General features: G+C 34.5%; 11 protein-coding genes and 1 tRNA gene. 6 read left to right on the top strand and 6 right to left on the bottom strand.

Translation table 11 applies throughout. The annotated features are described in order from the left end of the window. Nucleotides 1-20: 20 nt before the first annotated feature. The gene (rpiB, locus tag B3L86_RS02605; RefSeq protein ID WP_291114753.1) at nucleotides 21-452 is read right to left on the bottom strand and encodes a ribose 5-phosphate isomerase B; all 432 of its coding nucleotides are present in this window, start codon (nucleotides 450-452) and stop codon (nucleotides 21-23) included. A gap of 57 nt (nucleotides 453-509) precedes the next feature. Between rpiB and B3L86_RS02610 the strand changes: the two genes are divergently transcribed. Both B3L86_RS02610 and B3L86_RS02615 read left to right on the top strand, forming a co-directional pair. Beyond that, nucleotides 510-1,028 carry a DUF1905 domain-containing protein gene (locus B3L86_RS02610; RefSeq protein ID WP_291114755.1) on the top strand — a complete coding sequence of 173 codons (519 nt, stop codon included), beginning with the start codon at nucleotides 510-512 and terminating at the stop codon, nucleotides 1,026-1,028. A gap of 72 nt (nucleotides 1,029-1,100) precedes the next feature. Continuing rightward, the gene (locus B3L86_RS02615) at nucleotides 1,101-2,249 is read left to right on the top strand and encodes a lycopene cyclase family protein (protein ID WP_291114757.1); all 1,149 of its coding nucleotides are present in this window, start codon (nucleotides 1,101-1,103) and stop codon (nucleotides 2,247-2,249) included. Between the two features lie 794 nt (nucleotides 2,250-3,043). Here B3L86_RS02615 and B3L86_RS02620 read toward each other — a convergent pair. Then, nucleotides 3,044-3,280 carry a DUF2007 domain-containing protein gene (locus B3L86_RS02620; RefSeq protein ID WP_291114759.1) on the bottom strand — a complete coding sequence of 79 codons (237 nt, stop codon included), beginning with the start codon at nucleotides 3,278-3,280 and terminating at the stop codon, nucleotides 3,044-3,046. A 109-nt stretch (nucleotides 3,281-3,389) separates the two neighbouring features. Here B3L86_RS02620 and rnr point away from each other — a divergent pair, with 109 nt between their 5' ends. From rnr to B3L86_RS02640, 4 genes are all read left to right on the top strand, one after another. Continuing rightward, a complete protein-coding gene (gene rnr, locus B3L86_RS02625) occupies nucleotides 3,390-5,567 on the top strand; it encodes a ribonuclease R (protein WP_291114761.1) in 2,178 nt (725 codons plus the stop codon). An 88-nt stretch (nucleotides 5,568-5,655) separates the two neighbouring features. Next, a complete protein-coding gene (locus B3L86_RS02630) occupies nucleotides 5,656-6,081 on the top strand; it encodes an NTF2 fold immunity protein (protein ID WP_291114763.1) in 426 nt (141 codons plus the stop codon). A gap of 41 nt (nucleotides 6,082-6,122) precedes the next feature. Then, complete coding sequence (locus tag B3L86_RS02635; protein ID WP_291114765.1) at nucleotides 6,123-6,794, top strand: head GIN domain-containing protein; 672 nt, start codon at nucleotides 6,123-6,125, stop codon at nucleotides 6,792-6,794. 85 nt (nucleotides 6,795-6,879) lie between these two features. Next, complete coding sequence (locus tag B3L86_RS02640; protein ID WP_291114767.1) at nucleotides 6,880-7,563, top strand: LysE family translocator; 684 nt, start codon at nucleotides 6,880-6,882, stop codon at nucleotides 7,561-7,563. 55 nt (nucleotides 7,564-7,618) lie between these two features. Here B3L86_RS02640 and B3L86_RS02645 read toward each other — a convergent pair. The 4 genes from B3L86_RS02645 to B3L86_RS02660 form a co-directional block, all read right to left on the bottom strand. Further along, nucleotides 7,619-7,689, bottom strand: a tRNA-Cys gene (locus tag B3L86_RS02645). Nucleotides 7,690-7,770: 81 nt separating this feature from the next. Beyond that, nucleotides 7,771-8,130, bottom strand: coding sequence for a dihydroneopterin aldolase (gene folB / locus B3L86_RS02650; protein ID WP_188361515.1), 360 nt, complete (start codon nucleotides 8,128-8,130; stop codon nucleotides 7,771-7,773). Between the two features lie 19 nt (nucleotides 8,131-8,149). Further along, nucleotides 8,150-9,091: a PorP/SprF family type IX secretion system membrane protein gene (locus B3L86_RS02655; RefSeq protein WP_291114769.1), complete on the bottom strand. Its 942-nt coding sequence runs from the start codon at nucleotides 9,089-9,091 to the stop codon at nucleotides 8,150-8,152. Nucleotides 9,092-9,152: 61 nt separating this feature from the next. Beyond that, on the bottom strand, nucleotides 9,153-21,833 hold the full coding sequence (locus B3L86_RS02660) for a T9SS type B sorting domain-containing protein (RefSeq protein ID WP_291114771.1): 12,681 nt from the start codon (nucleotides 21,831-21,833) through the stop codon (nucleotides 9,153-9,155). Nucleotides 21,834-21,840: the final 7 nt, after the last annotated feature.

Here is a 21,840-nt window from a genome sequence, read left to right on the forward strand (position 1 = left end):
TTCCTTAATGGTTTAAATTGTTACGAACAACTTATTTTATTCACTCGATTCTGATGTCTTCCGCCTTCAAAATCAGTTTTCAAGAAAGTATCAACTATTTCCACCGCTTGCGGAATCGAAGTAAATCGTGCCGGAATACTAATGATATTCGCATCGTTATGTTGTCTGGCCAAAGCCGAAATTTCTTTTGTCCAACACAAAGCCGCTCTAATGCCTTGGTGTTTGTTGACTGTCATAGCGATACCGTTTCCGCTGCCGCAAATAACAATGCCTAAATCTGCTTTTCCGGTTTCAACATCTGTCGCAACAGGGTGACCAAAATCGGGATAGTCAACGCTATCTGTTGAGTTGGTTCCGTGATTAATGACTTCATGACCTTGTTTTTCTAAAAATGCAACGATGGCTTTTTTATAATCCGGGCCAGCGTGATCGTTTCCAATTGAGATTTTCATTTTAGTTGTGTTGTTATTTTTATCTTTACAAAAATAATCAAATTCAATCAGCTTAGGATGAAATTTAACGGTCAGGTTTGTTCGTTTGATGATAATGCATTGTATTGGGAATTACACATCCCGATTCCGCCGGCTGTTTTTGAAAAATTAGTCAAAGAAGCGAAAGATAAACGCGTAGTTTGTACTCTAAACGAAAATTTTTCTTTTCATTGTGCGATGTTGCCAAAAATCACTTTTCATTATATTTTATTGAATAGAGAAATCTCTAAAAAACTTAATTTGCATTTGAATGATGATGTTAAAGTGGAATTAGTGAAAGACGAAAGCAAATACGGAATGCCTTTATCTGAGGAAATGGAAGAAGTTTTTTTCAGCGACCCCGAAGGAAGCGATTTGTTTCATCAACTCACACCCGGAAAACAGCGAACGTTAATCCATGTGGTGAATAAATACAAAAGTTCGCAACTGCGGATTGAAAAATCATTCGTTATTCTAGAGCATTTGAAAAAACGAAAAGGTGTTTTGGATTTTAAAGGGTTGAATGAGTATTTTAAGAATTTTAAGAATAAATTTTAATAGTGGCCACAAATTCACGAATTCTACAAATTAGAAGAAATAATTCGTTAATTCGTGCCAAACAAAAATTAAATGAAAAAATACGATTACATCATCCTAGGTTCCGGATTATCCGGTTTGCTTACCGCTTATCGGATGGCTACTGATACTTGGTTTTATGATAAATCGATTTTAATTATCGACCAAAAAATCAAAAACCAAAACGACCGTACTTGGTGTTTTTGGGAAGAACCAAATGGCGAATTTGATTCCATCCTATCCAAAACCTGGGAAAAAGCATTCATAGGAAATCAGGATTTTCAACAATCGTTTGAAATGCATCCTTATTTGTATAAAATGATTAGAAGTAGTGATTTTTACAAATTGGTATTCGATAGTATTTCATCCAAATCTAATTTTACTTTAATAAATGATGAAATTTTTAGTTGGAAAACAATTGAAGATTCGGTTGAAGTTCAAGGAAAAAATCAAACCTATTCCGGTAGTTCTTTATTGAATAGTTTCTTCGATGTCAATCCGCTTTTCAACCAAAAAAAGTATCCGTATTTAAAACAACACTTCATCGGTTGGTTTATCAAAACAAAAGCGGAAATTTTTGATGATTCTGAAGTGAAATTTATGGATTTTACGATTGAACAAGATGGAAATACGCGTTTTATGTATGTCTTACCAACATCTAAAACCGAAGCTTTGTTTGAATATACCTTGTTTTCAGAAGATTTATTAGAAATAACGGAATACGAAAAAGCCATTCAAAACTATCTTCAAAATCTGGGGATAACTGATTATGAAATTGTAGAAAAAGAAGCCGGAAACATTCCGATGACTTGTTTTCCGTTTCACAAACAAAATTCGGAACGCGTTTTATTTATTGGAACGGCCGGTGGTTGGACAAAAGCAAGCACGGGTTTTACTTTTTTCAACAGTAAAAAACAAACTGAAAAATTGGTTGAATTCTTAAAAACTAATCAAAACCTTTCAAAATTTCATCAAAAAAATCGTTACTGGTTTTACGATTTAATTTTGTTGGAAGTTTTACATCAAAACAATGAACTGGGAGCTCAACTTTTTGGAACACTTTTTAAAAAAAATTCCATTCAAAATATCTTTCAATTTTTAAATGAAGAAGGAACTATTTCCTCCGATTTAAAAGTAATGTTAACGTTACCAAAATGGCTTTTTATTAAGGCTACTTTTCGGGCTTTGTGGAAATTGGTGTAACCGTTGTCGCTTGTCTGTTATCGGTTGACAGACAACGGATAACTGATAACAGACAACTTTTTAAACGTTAAATCTTTCCATTGTTAACAGTATTTCATAATTGCTTGATATTCAGATAACATTAAATTAACATTAATTGTTAATAAATTCAGATAGAATTTTAGAAGTATTTTGAAGAAGTATGGAAATTTTTTCTAATCAAAAATTGAAATGAATTAATCAACTTTTGTTTTGATTTTTTACTTTAAAATTATCAACTTTTTAAACTCGGTTTTCAACAGTTTTTCACAACAAACTTATTAAAAATTTACACCAAAAAGTTGATGTTAACAACTGTTAATAAAAACTAAAAATTTCTTCATTTTGAGGATTTTATCTTTTTGTAACCCTGTTAACAAGTCTGTATAACTTACTACAACTTTTAAAATCAAGTTTATCTAATAAAGTTATTGTACAAATGAACACACTATAATAACCATCATAAATTTTAAATTAATTTAATTTTTCTTTTTGTTGTATTTAATAAATGTTGAAAACTATTTAAATTTAGATGGAAGTGGGAAGTTGGGAGATGGAAGAAGTTTCAAGTTTAAGGTTTCAAGTTGTGTATTCTTTTTAATTTTAAATACCTTTTTACTTCTAGTTAGGAAATCCGTTTAAATCTGCGTTTAGCGAAGCTAATCCGTTTCATCCGAGTTCCATCTATTATATAGATTTCTTAAATTTTTTAAATCTGTGTTCTTTGATAATAAAAAAGTGAATTTTGTGTTTTTCGTGCTTTCTGTGAGAAATAACTATTCTACAATTCGTAAATGACTATCTAAATTATCCAAAATTCCTTTTACCACTTCCACATCATTTCGATGAACTTTTAATTTAATTCCGCCATAAGCAATACTCGCAAAAGGATCTATTGAAACAATCGTTTCATTTTCAAAAAAGTAGTGAATACCTTCGTTTTCTAAAATAGTTTTTAAAACCGCAATTTCTGTGGGTAAATTAAAAACTGCAACGGTCACAAAGTCTTTCATTTTTCAAATTTGCATAAAGATACAAAAGTTATATTTTCAATAAATCTGTATTTCAAATTCCATTTTCTGCTATCTTATTCGTAATTTTCACCTTTATTAGAAAAGAATTATGAGTAAGAAACCCAGAAAATTAGGTAAAAAAACTAAAGATTTTACTGCACAGATATTTAAAATTCTGTCAAAAGAAACCAATAAATCATTCAATTACAAACAAATAGCTGCTATTTTAGAATTAGATGATACCAAAAGCAGAAACGAAATTATAAGAGATTTAAAAATTTTAAAGTCTCAAGATAAAATTCACGAAGTAGAAGTTGGCAAATACCAAATGGTTTCCAAAGCCGAATATTACGAAGGAACCATCGATATGACTTCTCGAAAAACAGGCTATTTTATTTGTGATGAATTGGAAGAAGATGTGTTTATTCCGTTCATCAATTTGAATCATGCATTAGATAATGATAAAGTTAAAGCCTATATCTACAACCGAAGAAGTTCTCGCCGACCGGAAGCTGAAGTGTTAGAAATTTTAGAACGAGCTAAAACCGAGTTTGTTGGTGTGATTGACATTCAAAAGAATTTTGCGTTTGTAACAACTGCGAATGCTAAAATGTACACCGATATTTTCATCCCAAAAAATAAAATTGGCGATGCCGAACACGGTGATGTAGTTTTAGTAAAAATGGAAGATTGGCCTGCAAAAGCAGATAGTCCGTTTGGTTCGGTTATTAAAGTATTAGGAAAACCGGGCGAACACAATACAGAAATTCACGGAATTTTAGCCGAATATGGTTTGCCGTATGATTTCCCGATTGAAGTAGAAGCTTTTGCAAACAAAATTGATACTTCTGTAACCGAAGAAGAAATTGCCAAACGTCGCGATATGCGAAAAGCATTAACGTTTACGATTGACCCAAAAGATGCGAAAGATTTTGATGATGCATTGTCATTTGAAAAATTAGATAATGGAAATTATGAAATTGGAATTCACATTGCCGATGTTTCCCACTATTTGCAAGAAGGAACAATTTTAGATGACGAAGCATATAAACGAGCCACATCGGTTTATTTAGTGGATCGTGTTGTTCCGATGCTTCCGGAGGTGTTAAGCAACGACGCGTGTTCGCTGAATCCACACGAGGATAAATTTACGTTCTCTGCCGTTTTTGAAGTTTCGCCCAAAGCAGAAGTAGTCAATCAATGGTTTGGAAGAACAGTAATTTATTCTGATCAGCGTTTTTCGTATGAGGAAGCTCAGCACATCATCGAAACCAAAAAAGATATCATTCCGGCCGAAATTTCATTAACCGGAAATGATTATAAAACGCCTCAAAATATTGTTGAAGCCACATTGAAATTGGATGAATTAGCTAAAATTCTTCGTCAAAAGCGAATGGCAAACGGAGCAATATCCTTTGATAAAGTGGAAGTTAAATTCAATTTGAATGAAAAAGCAGAACCGGTTGGAGTTTTCTTTAAAGTATCTAAAGATGCCAATCATTTAATTGAAGAATTTATGTTGTTGGCCAATAGAAAAGTGGCTGAATTTATCGGAAAACAAAAGAAAACTTTTGTTTACAGAATTCATGATGAACCAAATGAAGATAAATTAATCAATTTGCAAACGGTAATTTCGAAGTTTGGTTATAAAATTAACTTCAAATCTAAACAAGATATTTCCAAATCGTTGAATACATTATTGAATGATGTAGTTGGAAAAAAAGAACAAAATTTAGTAGATACATTGACTATACGAAGTATGAGTAAAGCAGTTTATTCTACCGAAAATATTGGACATTACGGATTAGCATTTGATTATTATTCGCATTTTACATCGCCCATTCGTCGTTATCCGGATGTGATGGTGCATCGTTTGTTGCAATATTATTTGGATGGAGGAAAATCGGTTTCGGCAGAATTGTATGAAGAAAAAAGTGCACATTCGTCTGATATGGAAAATTTAGCTGCCAAAGCTGAACGAGACAGCATCAAATACATGCAAGTAAAATACATGCAAGATCATAAAGATCAAGAATTTTTAGGTGTAATTTCCGGTGTAACCGAATGGGGAATTTATGTAGAAATCATCGAAAATAAATGTGAAGGAATGGTACGAATCCGTGAAATTAAAGATGATTATTATGTGTTTGATGAAAAACAATATGCGTTAGTAGGCGAAGTTTCTAAAAAAATTATACAATTAGGTGACGAAGTTTACGTTAAAGTAAAAAATGCCGATTTGGTTAAAAAACAATTGGATTTTCATTTTATTAGAAGGAAAGAGTAAGTGGTCAGTTGGCAGTTTTTAGTGATCAGTTTCCTGCAAGGTTTTTAAAACCTTGTAGGTATCAATTTTAGTTTAAAAGTCTTTTATTATGAAACATCTGTTTTTTTCATTTATACTTTTATCTTTATTTTCATGTGCTACAAAAAAGCATGATTATTCTGAAATGATAAAAAGGGAAGAGTTTTTTGAAAGATTTTATAAAATAGAGATACCATTAATTGAAAAAGAAAATCCGGAGTTAAATATTGGTACAGAATTAATATTAAAAGATAGTATTACAGCTATTCATGTTGCAGAGGCAATTCTTTTTAATAAATATGGAAAAAAACAAATAGAAAGACAAAAACCATATACTATTTTATCTATTCAAGATTCATATTGGGTTATTGAAGGTTCATTACCAAAAAACTCTAAAGAGGGTGTTTTTTTCATTATTTTAGATGCTCGTAATTCAAAAGTTTTAAATATTAGAATGAAAATTAGTCCAAATAATAAACCAACTGCAACAAATTAATTTTTACTAAGTCTTTATAATTTGAACACAATCTTACAATTATGAAAAAACTCGTTTATATATCCGTTTTAATACTTTCTCAAACACTTTTTGCTCAAACCGAAACCAAAAATCCTGGTGATTTTACGACAGTAAAAATATTTGACAGAATCTCAGCTCAGCTCATTCCATCCAATGAAAATAAAGTTGAAATCAAAGGAAACAGAGCCTCCGAAGTGGAAGTGGTGAATAGCAATGGCGACTTAAAAATAAGAATGCCATTTCCGAAACTGTTAAAAGGAGAAGAAATTGAAGTGACGGTTTATTATAAAAAATTAGAAGGTGTTGAAGCGAGTGAAGGTTCGTATGTCAACTCTGAAAAACCAATAAAAGCGATTAATTTTAATTTGAATGCCAAAGAAGGAGCAGAAATTAGAATTGCTTTAGACGTTAAAAAAGCTACTGTTAGAGCTACTTCAGGAGGAAAAATTAGAATTTCAGGAACCACTGTTAATCAAGAAGTGGTTATGTCTTCAGGTGCTGAATTACAAGCTAAAAATTTCGAGTCTGAACAAACCACCATCTCATTAAACGCCGGAGGAAGTGCTGATATATTTGCTACTGAATTTGTGGAAGCAAAAGTTCGTGCGGGAGGAGATATTTACATTTATGGTAGTCCAAAACAGATCAATCAGAAAACAGTTTTAGGTGGTTCAATTAAAGAAATGAAATAAGAATTGTTTCTATTTGAATTTTAAATTTTAAATTAGCATTTAGAAAGTATCGAAACCTGAAACTTGAAACCTGTAATAATTTTAAATGCTTAACGATATTTTAGCTGCCATTCCGTGGGGAATTCTTTTGGCTTTTACCATTGGTCCTGTGTTTTTTGTACTGATAGAAACCAGTATTACTAAAGGATTTAAAGCCGCCATGACGTTTGATTTAGGTGTTGTTTTTGGTGATATTGTTTTTATTCTCATTGCTTATTTCAGTACAAATCAGTTGTTAGAGAAACTCAAAGATGATCCGAGTTTATTTATTTTTGGTGGTGTGATCATGTTTGTTTTCGGTTTGATTTCTTTCATCAAAGAAAAAAAAGGAAAAAAGAAGAATTTAAATCCTGAATTTTTAGCCGATTCCATTCCTAAGAACAATTATTTAGGCTTATTTTTTAAAGGATTTTTGCTCAATTTCATTAACATTGGTGTGTTGGGTTTTTGGGTGGGAATCATCATCGTGTTTGGTCCGCAAATGAACATGGAAACCGACCGAATTGTTCTTTTTATGACGGTGATTATTATTACTTATTTGATTACCGATGTCGTTAAAATCATCTTAGCTAAACAACTTAAAAACCGTTTAACACCCTATATCATTTATAAAATCAAACGCGTTATTAGTGTAATTCTAATGATTTTCGGGTTCTTTTTAATCATTCAAGGCTTCTTTCCGGAAGAGAAAAAAATGATTAAGGATAAGTTTGTAATGATTAAGGAGTAATAAAAGTTTATTGTTTTTAATAAAAAAGCTCCTTTTTAAAGGAGCTTTAGTTCTGAGGCATCGTCCGGATTCGAACCGGAGTAGACGGTTTTGCAGACCGGTGCCTAGCCGCTCGGCCACGACGCCTTATGATTGGATGGCAAATGTAAATAAAAACTTTAAAGTTAAAAAGTATAAAGCCAAAAAACTTTTAGTATGTATTGAAAACTAGTTTCTATATTCTTCCATTTGAACTGTAACCCGCTCAACATCACCACCAATTGGAGGGTTTATTTTTGAAACAGCAACTAATACCCAAGATACTGAAGCAATTTCAATAAAAATACGCGTTATGATGCGTTGAGCAACGTGTTCTAACAACTTGGAACGTTTGTCCATTTCTTCTACCACAATTCGATTGAGCTCCACATAATCAACGGTATCATCCAATTTATCGGTTTGAGAGGATCTTCTTAAATCGGCTTTTATTTCTAAATCAACCGAATAGTCGGAACCAATTTTACTTTCCTCAATCAAACAACCGTGATAAGAAAAGGTTCTTATATTTTTTAATCGAATAATACCCATAATCGTACTAATTAAATTATTAATAGGTACATGGACAGTTGCTGATTCCTTGAAAAATATCTAACCCAATAGTTACCATATGTGTACCGGAATTATAACTAAACAATTCATTCATAGTAACTTGATAGGAATAAGCAAAATAGAAATTTTTCTTTTTCAATCCTGCCATAGGTCCAATATTCAAAGGTTCCATTAGTTGATCGTTTAGAAAACGATAAGAAACACCTGCCCAGTAATAATCTTCAAAGTTATAAAAACGCAGCTTCAAATTCAAATCTGTTGTTGATCTTTGATCACTTTCAAAATATTGAAAATACATTGAGGGCTCTAATTCCCAATCACTACTGTTGATGTTTTTCCATCTGTAACCTGTATATACTTGATAATTTCTGAGTTCTAAAGGTTCAATTCCTGAAAAGATATCCAATTCTTTATTCAAGATATTGGAAACCGCAAAATTCACATAATAATTGTTTATGCGATACAAAACTCCTACATCAAAGTTATGATTGGTCAAACGTCTGTCGTCCGTAACACCGGAGTCGGTTCCGTTGAAATTATCAATGTCAATTCGAAATTGGTTTAAATTATATGAAATACCAAACGATAAAAATTGATCTGCATATTTATTTAACGTCAAGTGATGAGCAAAAGATAGTTTTGCACCCGATTGACGCGTATTTCCATTTTTATCATTGTAGAGATAAATACCAACACCTGATTGATCATGAATTCGCATATCAGCAGCTAAAGATTGGTTTTCTGGAGCATCTTTTATACCAACCCATTGGGTGAATCCGTTAGCTCTAATTTTTACATTATCGCCAATTCCTGCATAGGTTGGTGCAATAATAAAAGGATTGTCAGCTAGATATTGTGTAAAAGTTGGCAAATTTAGCTCTTGAGCATTTCCTTTGGAAAGAGCAAGTATAAGTACTATAGGGAGTAAATATTTTTTCATTTTTGTAGGTTTTAGAGAAACCAACTCCAAGTTTTTGGGAACTTGGAGTCAGTCCATAAATTTATCTATATAAGGTTACATTTCCAACTATTTTTCTTCCGTTTTGTAATGTTATGGTATACCAATAATCACCTGTTGGCAATGGTTTTCCATTATAAGTACCATCCCATCCTCCGTTTTGACCAAATTGAGTGATATTTCTACCATATCGGTCGTGAACATAGATTCTGATATTTGGAAATCCATCCAAATTAGTTGGTGTCCATAAATCATTTTCTCCATCATCATTTGGCGTAAAGAAGTTTGGAATTTCAATATCAATAAATGTAATAAAGATGGATTCTTCAGCAATACAACCATAGGAATCTTTAACTTGAACGACATAAGTTCCTGTGGCAAAGATTTGGAAAACATTTTGTGTTCCAAAATTCTGTCCGTTCAAATAATAGGTATAAACTCCTGAACCACCTGAAGCTGTTGCTGTAATTTGATTCATGGCACTTTCAACTAAAGTTAACGAAAGTGGTGTTTGATTTGAAATGTTGAAAGAAACTTCATCAGAACAACCATTGGTATGAACAATCATTACCGTATGCGGACCATTGCTTATATTGGTAAAGATATTACTGTTTTGGAATGGCATTCCATCCAACGAATAAGTTACACTACCAACCACTGTTGAATTAACAGTTACAGTAACCGTATTTTCTGCGGATAAACTCAAACAACCATAGTCAACCGCTACTTGAGCTTGAATATCTACAAATGGATCAAGCGTAATAGAAACAGAAGTTTGACAGTTATTAGCATCACGAACATAAACCGTGTAGGTTTGACCACCAAGTAAGTTTTCGAATGTAAACTGATTGGCTACATAATTTCCGTTTTGAGTCAAACTTGTAGCATATGGAGCTGTTCCACCTGAAACCGCAATTGTTATTGCTCCATCAGAATCACCAACACACAAATCTTGTATTATGGAGTCAATAGTTGCATTGAGAGCAGCAGGTGCGTTAATTTGAATGGGTTGTTCAACTTGGCATCCGATAGCATCTCTAACTATAACAGTATAATTTCCTGCAGCCAAATTGTTAAATACATTTGAAGAACCGAATGCAGTTAAATTTGGAGAAATTGCATATTGATATGGAGCTGTTCCACCAGTTGGGTTTACGGTTATACTTCCATTTGTCAGACCAAAACAAGTAACATGAACTATTGAAAAAGTTGCTTGTAAAGGTGTTGTTGGATTAATGGTAAATGGAACTGATTTTTGACATCCATTAGTATGTAATACAGTAATGGAGTGTGAACCAACCGTAACGTTTGTAAATGTTGGTGAGCTTTGATAAGCACCACCATCTAATGAATATTGAACAGAAGAACTAACGGATGCATTTACTGACACCGTTACGGTATTTCCAACCGTATTTCCTGAACAATTGTAAGCAACTGCAACAGTTGGATTAATTGTTACTGAAGGGTTCAAGGTTACCGGAATTGAAGATATACAGTTGTTAGCATCTCTTACATAAATCGTATACGTTTGACCTCCTACCAAGTTATTAAATGTAAATTGATTTGGAATGAAGTTAAAGGTGTTGTTTAAACTTGTAGCATAAGGGGCAACTCCTCCGGTTACATTGATTGTAATGGAACCGTTTGCATCACCCGAACACAATTCCTGAACAACAGTTCCGGCAGTTATAACAACTGCATTTGGTTGCGTTATAGTAACAGTTTGTGAGGTGGAACATCCAATGGCATCTTGAGCAATAACAGTATAAGTTCCTGCTGCTAAATTATTGAATATGTTCAGTGATGTAAATACAGTTAAGTTCGGAGAAATAGCATATTGAATAGCACCCGTTCCTCCGGTTGTTGTTGCCGTAATACTTCCTGTATTTGCTCCATTACAAGCAACATTAACCACTGAACTTAAGTTTAAAGTTATTGGTGTTGTTGGATTAACAGTAAACGTAACCGGTTTAATACATCCGTTGGTGTGTTGTACATTTACAGTGTGAGAACCCGGTGTAAGGTTTTGGAAAACATTACTTGATTGATAAGCACCACCATCTAAAGAATAAGTTACTGAACTCACAACACTTGCGTTAACAGTTATTGTAACTGCGTTCCCGGGAACATTTCCTGTACAAGCATAAGTTACTGCAGCAGTAGGATTTATAGTTACCGGAGCATCTAATGTTACTTGAATGGACGAAACACAATTGTTAGCATCACGAACATAAATCGTGTAGGTTTGACCACCCATTAAGTTGGAGAACGTAAATTGGTTTGGAACATAAGAAGTAGTGTTATTCAAGCTAGTCGAATAAGGGGCTACTCCACCTGTTACATTGATTGTGATAGACCCATTAGCATCATTGGTACACAATTCTTGCGTAACTGCTCCAAGAGTAATTCCGATTGCAGTTGGCTCATTGATGGTAATTGTTTCAGAAACTGTACATCCAATAGCATCTTGAGCAATGATAGTATAACTTCCCGCGACTAAGTTGGTATACACATTTTGTGATGTAAATACGGTTAAGTTTGGAGAAATTGCATATTGAATGGCTCCTGAACCACCTGTTGCATTTGCTGTAATACTACCTGTATTTCCGCCATTACATAACACATCAATAACAGAAGAAAGTGTCAAGACAATTGGATTGTATGCATCAATAGTAAAGGTTACTGGTTTGATACATCCATTGGTGTGTTGCACGTTTACAGTGTGTGAACCTGCTGTAAGGTTTTGGAAAACATTACTTGCTTGATAAGCACCACCATCTAACGAATAGGTTACTGAACCAGCAACACTTGAATCAACAGATATAGTTACTGTGTTTCCTGCAACATTTCCGGTACAGGAATAAGTTACCGCTGCAGTAGGATTAATTGTTACCGGAGCATCTAATGTTACTTGAATTGAAGAGTCACAATTATTTGCATCGCGAACATAAATCGTGTAGGTTTGACCTCCAACTAAGTTAGAGAACGTAAACTGATTTGGAACATAAGAAGTAGTATTATTCAAACTAGTTGAATAAGGAGCTACTCCACCTGTTACATTGATAGTGATAGAACCATTAGCATCATTTGTACACAATTCTTGTGCAATTGTTCCAAGGGTAATTCCGATTGCAGAAGGTTCATTAATAGTAACTGTTTCTGAAACAGTACAACCTAAAGCGTCTTGTGCAATAATAGTATAATTTCCGGCAGTTAAGTTTGTATACACATTTTGTGATGTAAATACGGTTAAGTTTGGAGAAATTGCATACTGAATGGCTCCAGAACCACCGGTTGCATTTACAGTAATACTTCCTGTATTTCCGGCATTACACAACACATCATCAGCAGAAGTAACAGTTAATAGGATTGGATCATAAGCATCAATATCAAAAGTAACAGATTTGATACATCCGTTTGTGTGTTGCACATCAATGGTGTGTGTTCCTGATGTAAGATTTTGGAAAATGTTACTCACTTGGTAAGGACCACCATCTAAAGAATAGGTTACATCATTTACAACATCAGCATTTACTGAAACCGTTACGGTATTTCCGGGTACGTTTCCTGTACAGTTGTAGTCAATAGTTACACTTGGAATAACCTCAACAGGAACATCCAAGGAAACAAAAGCTACAGTTTCACAGTCGTTTGCATCTTTTACAAAGATAAAATAAGCTTGACCACCTGCTAAACCGGTAAATGACAATTGATCTTGAACATAACTTGATGGATCAGGGTTGTTTAAACTAGTTGAATATGGAGGTGTACCACCCGTAATTAACATGTCAAATGAACCATCATCATCACCTAAACAAAGGTTTTGAACCACATTTGTAACATCTGCAACTAATTCTGCAGGTTCAATGATATCTATGTTTAACAGGACAAAACATCCCGCTTGATCTTGAACGATAATATCATAATTACCCGGTGCAAGATTTGTAAAAGTATTGGTATTGAAAAATTGATTTAGATTTGGAGATATGGCATATTGAATAATACCTGTTCCACCTGATGCAATAATTTCTACGGCACCATTTTCACCACCAAAGCATAATACATTGGTTATGTTTATGGAAGATACAACTAGCGGTTGTGGATCTGTAATGGTAATCACAGAAGATGTGGCACTACAATCGCCACTAGTTACAGTTACTACATATTGTCCGGATGCTAAATTTAAAAAACTTCCACTTGTTTGTGGTCCGGCCAATACATTGTTTGCATTGTCAAGTAAGGTGTAGTTATAATTTCCTAAACCACCTGTAGCATCAGCAAAAATGGTAGCTGTTGCTTCACCAAAACAGTTGATTGAAGCACTATTTAAATTTAAGTTCAACTCTAAAGCCGGTACCGGAAGAATTGTTACTTGATTCGATAAAACAGCAGTACAATTATTGGCATCGGTTACATAAAACTGGTAAGTACCGGCACCAACAGGATAAATTGTTGTTGTTGTATAAGTTACACCATCTGTACTGTATAAATAAGGAGGCGTACCACCTGTTGCAGAAATAGTTACTTCTGCTAACGTTGTACAAGTTAATGTATCTGTTAATGACAACGAAGCAACAATTGGTGATGGTTCTGTAATGGTTACCGTATTTGTTGTAAAATCACAATTCCAACCATCTGTAATGGTTATACTATAAATACCAACACCTAAACCGGTGAAAGTATTGTTTATTTGTGCGTCAGTACTAAAAACAATAGTAGTTCCTGCTGCGTCATAAATATTTAAAATATATTGATACGAACCTTGACCACCTGTAACACTTACCGCAGATACACTTGCGTTTGTATCACCATGACACAACAAGGACGCATTGGTACTTGTAATAGTTGCACTAATAAATGCCGGTTGTATTAAAATTACAGTGGTTTGAACAATACAACCTCCTGCATCTTGAGCAAAAACGGTATAATTACCGGCAGTTAAGTTTTCAAAAGTTGAAATAGTTCCATAAGGATAAACCGTTGTAGCAGTTGTGTTATTTACCAATTGGTATTGATAACTTCCCCAACCTCCGGTTGCTGTTGCAACAATAACTCCTGAATTGTTATCACAAGTAACATTGGCTGTTTCTGTTGCAACAATTTGTAACGGACTGTCAGGTGAACCAACAGTTGTTGTAGCAGAAATTGCAGTACAAAACGGACTATCAGTTGCCGTGATGGTAACTTGATGGTTACCTGCAAGTAATCCGGTAATTGTAAAAGGATTTACGGAAGTGTTTCCGTTACCGGAAGCAATAGTAGCACCTAAATTATTTTGAACTTCATAAGAATAAGCTCCTGAATAACCTGTAACATCAATGGTTACAGTTCCATCAGTATCACCAAAACAAGTTACAGGTGAATTTGCTGTAATCACCACATCAATAGTATCGAAAGGAGCAATTTCAAATGGAGTTGTCAAACTATAACAACCTGTTACATTGTCGGTTACTTGGAATACATAACTTCCCGGCGTTGTTAATGCGAATATCGGGTTATTAACTTGAACCGGACCACTTGGTAGTAATTCATAAGTGAAATCACCGGAACCACCAACAACACCAATTGTAACAATAGCATCATTTATACAAGTTATAGCTGTTGTTTGGGTTACAGTTACCGCTGTAATTGTTGGTAACGGATTAATGATAACACTTGTTGTTTGAATACAGTTGTTTGCATCTTTTACATAAACAGTAATGTTTTGAACAGCACCATTATCAACTACATTAAATGTATTTGTTGGAAAATAATTTGTTCCATCTATACTGTAATTATACGGTGCAGTTCCAGACGGATTTCCAAACATATCATCTGAAACCGTAACAGTAATTACTGAAGTTTGAACAGTATTCAACGCATCACATACAAAAGAAGTTGCAGTAGCACTTATTGCCAACAAGGAAGGTTCAGTAATTTGAATGATTTGAACATCTTGACAATCTCTATCAGAAGTAACAGTAACAGTATAAGTTCCCGCAGGTAATCCTGTAAAAAATCCGTTGTTTTGAACAATTGGAGGATTAATTCCATCTGTTACTGAAAATACATAAGGAGGATTTGTATTTGAAGCATCTAATACAATAGTGATACTTCCATCACTTCCACCGTTACAGCTAACGTTTTCAGTTGTAGTTGTAAACACAACAGGAGCCGGAACAGATAATGTAACACTTGCGGATGAAGAACAACTGCTAGTGGTGTCTGTAACAATTACAGTATAATCACCTGCAGCCAAACCATTAAAAGTTGAACTTGCTTGTGGCCCTTGAATAGTTACACCTAAATTATTTTGTAAAGTAAATTCATAGTTTCCTGAACCTCCCGAAGGAATCACAGAAATAACACCATCATTATCCGCACAAGTTGGTAAGGCATCAATAACCGGACTTGCGTTTTGTGCAGGTAAAATAGTTACGCTTACTAAGTTGCCACATCCGTTTGCATCTTGAATTTCTATAGTATAAGTTCCCGAAGTTAAGTTGGTATACGTGAAAGTAGACGCAGCTTGACTTTGAAAAGCACCACCATTAAAGCTATAACTGTATGGTGCAATTCCGTCTGTAGTTCTATTTACTGTAATAATGAAACTACCATCTGGTGTATTACATTGATTGTTTACGGAAGCAGTAATAACCGGTTCCGGATCTGATACAACAATTATGGTAGAAGGGGTGGCTTGAATACAATCGTTTGCATCTTTGATATAAATCACATAATTTCCAGCTTCAACATTAAATACTGAATCGCTAGAACCTGTCCATGTTGCAGCAGTTGGAGCAGGATCTCCTGCATTTGTCAATTGGAATTGATATGGAGGTGTTCCAAATTGACCAACTGCTGTAATTTGTCCTGCGTTTAGATTACAATTATCATTTTGACTAATTGAGGCAGTAACTTGAAGCAAGTTTGTAGATTGTGAAATTGTAAAGGAAGCAGAAGCTGTTGAACAACCATCGAATGCTCCACCAATTTCTGTAAATAAAATATAGTAAGTACCGGGACCTAAAAGACCAAAGTTTGAAATAGTAACCGGACCTCCGGGAAGAGGGGAAGTTGTTCCAGAAAAACCTGTTGAGGTATTAAATTGTGAATTAAAAATTTCATAAGTAACACTAGTTGCACCAAAATTATAGTTACTAAAGGTGAAGGTTACATTACCATCAACATTTCCGGTACAACTTACATTACTAATAACATCTAAAGTAGCGGTTAAATCAGACGGCGATTGAATTGGTAAATCTGCAGATTTGATAAAGTAACAATTTGTGGTTTGATCAAAAACTACAAACGTGTAGGTAACTCCCGGCACTAATCCGGTAAAAGTTGCAGTACTTCCACCAGGAACATCTGAAGGAATAAAATTACTGGAATAAGGAGATGTATTTGAATCTAAAATACCAAATTCATAAGGACCACCAATTACAGAGGCAGTTACAGAAACAATTGCAGTACCTCCGGATACACAATCAACAGTAGTTGTTGAAATGTCAATCTCTAAATCATTCGGAGGAGATGCAATATTTATGTTTGCAGTAACAACAGAACATCCGTTGGCATCAATAACATCCACTTGATAAATTCCAAAATTTACAATTGTAAAGGTGTAATCTTGTCCTGTTGTAGCCAAATAAGGCGTAAATGTATCACCGAAATTATTAGTCAAATAATAAGTATATGGAGCAACACCCCCGGTTACATTTAGAATTGTTATTTGTCCTAGATTAGTTCCAGTAGAAGGATCACAAGTAATAGGAACAGGTGAAATGTCATACGTAATTAAATCAGGTTGTGTAATTGTAATTGTTTCTGAGTCACTACAGTTATTAGCATCAGTAAGAGTAATTATATAACTTCCGGCTGTTAAGCCGGCTGTTTGATTTCCATAATTCACGCCAGTGGTAGTATTTACAACTGAAATAGTAAATGGAGCTGTTCCAACAGTATTGTCTAAAGTTATTGAGATTGCTCCTGAAGCTTCACCATAACATAAAATGTTTTGTGTTTGAATAACAGAAGTAATATTTGGTAACGTGATAGGTTGTATTGTATAAACACCCGATGTAAAAGTACAGCCTTGAGCATCTGTAAACAAGAATTGATAGGTTCCTGCAGTGGCTGTTTGATAACTCAAAGTTGTTCCAATTACAGCAGTTGAAGCTCCAAAAGCACCACCATTGATTGCAACTTGATAGGTAAAGGGTGCTAATCCACCGGTTATTGAAGTTTCAATAAGAGCATCTGGACTAGCAGTACAATCTAAACCTTTAACAATTGAAGTACTTGCCAGCAACTGAGGGGTAATAGTCTGAGATACTGTTGCAGTACATCCGAATGAATCTGTTACAACGATTGTATAACTTCCCGGTGCAAGATTTGCAAAAGTATTTGAATTTTGATTTGGTCCACCATTGATACTATATACAAATGGAGCTGTTCCGCCGGTAACAGAAACCACCAAAGTAGCACCATTTGTTGTATCATAACAAATGTCCGATGAAGCAGCAATGGAAGCGGTTAGTATTGGAGGAGTTGCTAAAGTAAATGTTGAGGAAACAATACATCCGTTTGCATCAGTAACCGAAATAGTGTAAGATCCTGTTTGTGATAAGTTTCCAAATGAACCACTTGTTTGAGGACCAACAACAGTTGCGTTAGGTTGCGTTAATGTATATTGATTACTTCCCCAACCTCCTGTTGCGGTAGCGGTTACATTTCCATTTGATAAACACGTAATCGGATTTGTAGTAATGGTCATTGCCAAAGCACTCGAAGGTGCTGCAATGGTTACAACAGTAGTTGCATTACAATTTGTTATTGTATCTGTTACTGTAATAGTATAAGTTGAAGCCGGTAAACCCGTTAAAGGAATAGTTGATAAGCTACTGTTTGAAGCTGAAGCAACCGTTATTCCAGAACCATTTATAACAGTATAGTTGTATGGATTTGGACTGTTTACAGTATAAGTTAACGCACCATTTGAATCACCCAAACAAACGACATTGGCTACTAAAACACCAACAACAGTGATTGGCGTAATAGGATAAATAGTATAGTTTTCTTGATAAAAACATCCGTTACTATCGGTAACTAAAAATGTATAAGTTCCCGGAGCTAATCCATTGAAAGTAGGGTTATTTCCATTGTTTACAGCTTGACCCGTAGGAGCAATTATTTCATATATAAAAGGGGCATTTCCACCAACTGTACTTACTGTAATGTTTGAAGAAAGAGCTGGACAGGTTACCGTCGAAGCCGTAAAATTTAAATCAGTTATTTGATTTAATGGAGCAAAAGTTATTGCGTTTGTAGTTGCAATACAGTTATTGGCATCACGAATTGTGATGGTGTAGGTTCCTGCTGTTAAACCGGTAAATGTAGTTGCAGCTCCAAAATTAATTCCATCAATACTGTATTGATATGGTGGCGTACCACCGGAAACACTTCCTGCAACAATACCTATAGAGCCACTATTTGTTAAACAAGTATAATTTTGAATAACAGCAGCACTTCCAACAATTGGTTCGGGTTGTGTTATTGTAAAATTATAAGTAAACGTACAGGTTCTGTTGCCTTTTGATTGAATTAAATTAACAGTATAATTTCCTGCCGGCAACCCTGTGAAAAGTCCTGATGGACCAGTATAAATAATATTTCCATTTCCGCCAACTAATTGATAAGAAATATTGTATCCGCTTGCATTTGAAATTGCAAAATTGATCGAACCATTGGAGCCTCCATTACAAGATACGTTTTGCACAGTAGTGTTTACTGTAACATTTGGAATCAAATCAATTGTTACTGGGTTTGATAAGGTAAAACAATTGTTATTATCAACCATGATAAATACATAAGTTCCTTGTCCTCCAAAATCAATATCAAATATTACGCTAGTTTGATAATTTGCAGCCGTTGGGTTTAGCAACACACCATTATAGCTATAAATTGCATACGCATAAGGTGGTTGACCACCTCCAGAACTCATCTGAATGTTTCCTTGATTACAAGAAATATGTTGCGAAACCTGAGCTGTTAAATTTAAAGGGTTTGGATTTATTGTGACAGTATTAGTAAACGAACAGCCATCATCTGTGGTAACGGTTACAGTATAGGTTCCTGGATTTAAGTTGTTAAAAGTATAATCATTATCTTGAAGTGGACCAACAGAAATTGAAACCGGACCGGATATTGTGAAATAATACTGAGGCAACACATTTAAGGCTTGCAAACGAATACTTCCTTGTCCGCTACAACTTGCATTTTGAGTAATAACATTAACTTGGAAGTTATTTTGTTGGATTCCTATATTCTGTACTTCAAAAACACATCCATCAACCACTCCAATTTGACTGATTTGTACTAAATAGACTCCTGCTTGAGCCACAGTAAATATTGGATTATTTTGATAGGGTACCAAAATAGTGTTTGTAGTTTGATTCACCAATTGAAATTCATAATCACTAGGTAAATTTGTAATTGTAATCGAACCCGGTGTATTACAAATTATGTTCGTTGCTGTGTATTGAATGTCTAATAAGTTAGCAAATACATTAAAATAAAAACGGGTAAAACAACCGTTTTGATAGTTTAGTGTCACTCGATATTGACCGGCAACAGTAGCATTATAATTTGGACCTGTTCCAACAGTTGACCAACCACAAGCAGTGTTTTTGTTTGCACAATCATCAACACCAACAGGAGGACAACTGGCTTCGTTTAAAACTTCCCAAACAATACTAACCGCATCTGAATTACTTATCTGAAGTAATCGACTGTCATTTACACCACATAAAAAGATTAATGGTAACTCCTCACCATCATTTGGACAAACCACTACTTCGTCAGCAAAAGGAATAATAGGATTAGTTTGTGTAGCTCCAAATAAAGTAACATTGAATGTTTGTGTAATTCCAATACAAGGTGGTGCAGCAGTGTTTACAACAGTATATGTTCCAGCTGCATTAACGGTTATAGACTGATTGTTACCGATAACATTACCACTACTGTTTGTCCATTGATAAGCATCATATCCATTAGCAGCAGTTAAAATAATTGAACTACCACACAATACTTCATTGGTAGCAAAAATACAATCGTCAATATCAACTAAAAAGTTAGCAGGGCCAGGTTGTCCATAGCCACAACTATCTAAACCTGCAAAACTTGGATCATCAGAAATAACATTACTGTTTAGAACTCCTTGATAAGTAGCATAAGCTTGATTTTGAATAATATTTGAACAAGCATCTTCTAATTCACTACAAGTAGATGCCACCTGAACTCTTATTCTTATAGTATATATTGGATCACCTATTTCTAATAGATTATCCGGAATACTGAATAAGAGTTCTTTAATGGCAGGATTGTAAGTGTAGGTCACCCCGGGAGCTCCACTTAAATCCACTGAAATTAAACTAGTATTTACTGGTAATATATCTCTGATTACCGAATTGGTAGAATTATCATTACCTATATTTTGAAATGTAATTACATAATCAAGAAATTGACCCAATGTAACATTGGCCCCACCAATGTTTGCTCCTCCAATATCTTGAATGTTTTTTACTAAATTGATTTCGGGTTCAATAATTTCAACATTAAACGCATTAAAGAACATGAAGTAAGTGTCTTGTGTTGAAGTAATTTGCAAAGTTGCCGCAGTTGAGTTGTTTGGTAAAACCAAATTACTCGGATTTGCAATAGTTATAATATCCGAATCATAACCCAAAGTATTTCTGCTATTTGGAGTTCTATTCAAGAATTCAACATCCTTTAACGTAATTCTACTGTTGAAAAAATTATTTGCCGGTTTTAATGCCCCTGATAAGTTTGTAAATGTTGGATTTGTTGAAGCCTTAAAACGCAATCGATCGCCCGTGATGCTATTATCACCTTCCAAAGCGGCAGAAGCCAATTGTGCTCTTACCGGAAAAGGTGGTGGTAATGTTGTAAATCCTGAATATTCAATATCTGTTGTTCCTATTGAGTTTCTTACCCCAGCAAAACCGTCATAAGAAGTAATATATTTTCCTGGCATTTGAGGATTTTCATATACAAAGAAAATGGTCCATCCACCGGAAATTCCTCCATCATATATAAAACCTTGAGTTGCTCTGATGTTTGCAATAGTATATTCTCCTTCCGGATTTGCCAGACCGGTTACCAAATTTGTAATATCAGCATAACAAGCGTAGGGACTGTTCCCGATAAAACTGGGACTTGTGAAACCATCAAATATAATTTGACCGGTTATATCCTGATAAGCACCTCCCGGTGTTTTTAATTTTACTTGGTTAAAATCAGAAAATCGAATCCCATCACCATCTCCTGGACTGGTAGAATATCCGGTGTTAAATCTGTAAGTGGCAGACCAGTACAATCCGGCATATACAATTTTGTTACAACCTCCGTTTGGCAAGGTTAACACAGCACTACTTGAACTGAAAGTTGATGCATCACTATCAATGTCAACATATCGCATGTTAAAAAGCTCATTACTTTCTGTTATGCTTCCTAATGTATTATAGGGAACGTTTGGTCCAACGGTTGTGGTTTGTCTGTTAACAATATTGTTGGCAATTAAAGTCATGTCACCTTTTAGATTGTTTTCATATCTAACAGTGAAAGGAACAGCAACTTGAGCTTGTGCAATCAAGTTGAAGAGAAACAAACAATTGAATAACACAATTGTTTTGATAGCAGTAGGAAATTTTGGGGCTTTCATTGGGGTT

Source organism: Flavobacterium sp. UBA6135, from assembly GCF_002428305.1.
In the GTDB taxonomy this organism is placed as follows: Bacteria; Bacteroidota; Bacteroidia; order Flavobacteriales; family Flavobacteriaceae; genus Flavobacterium.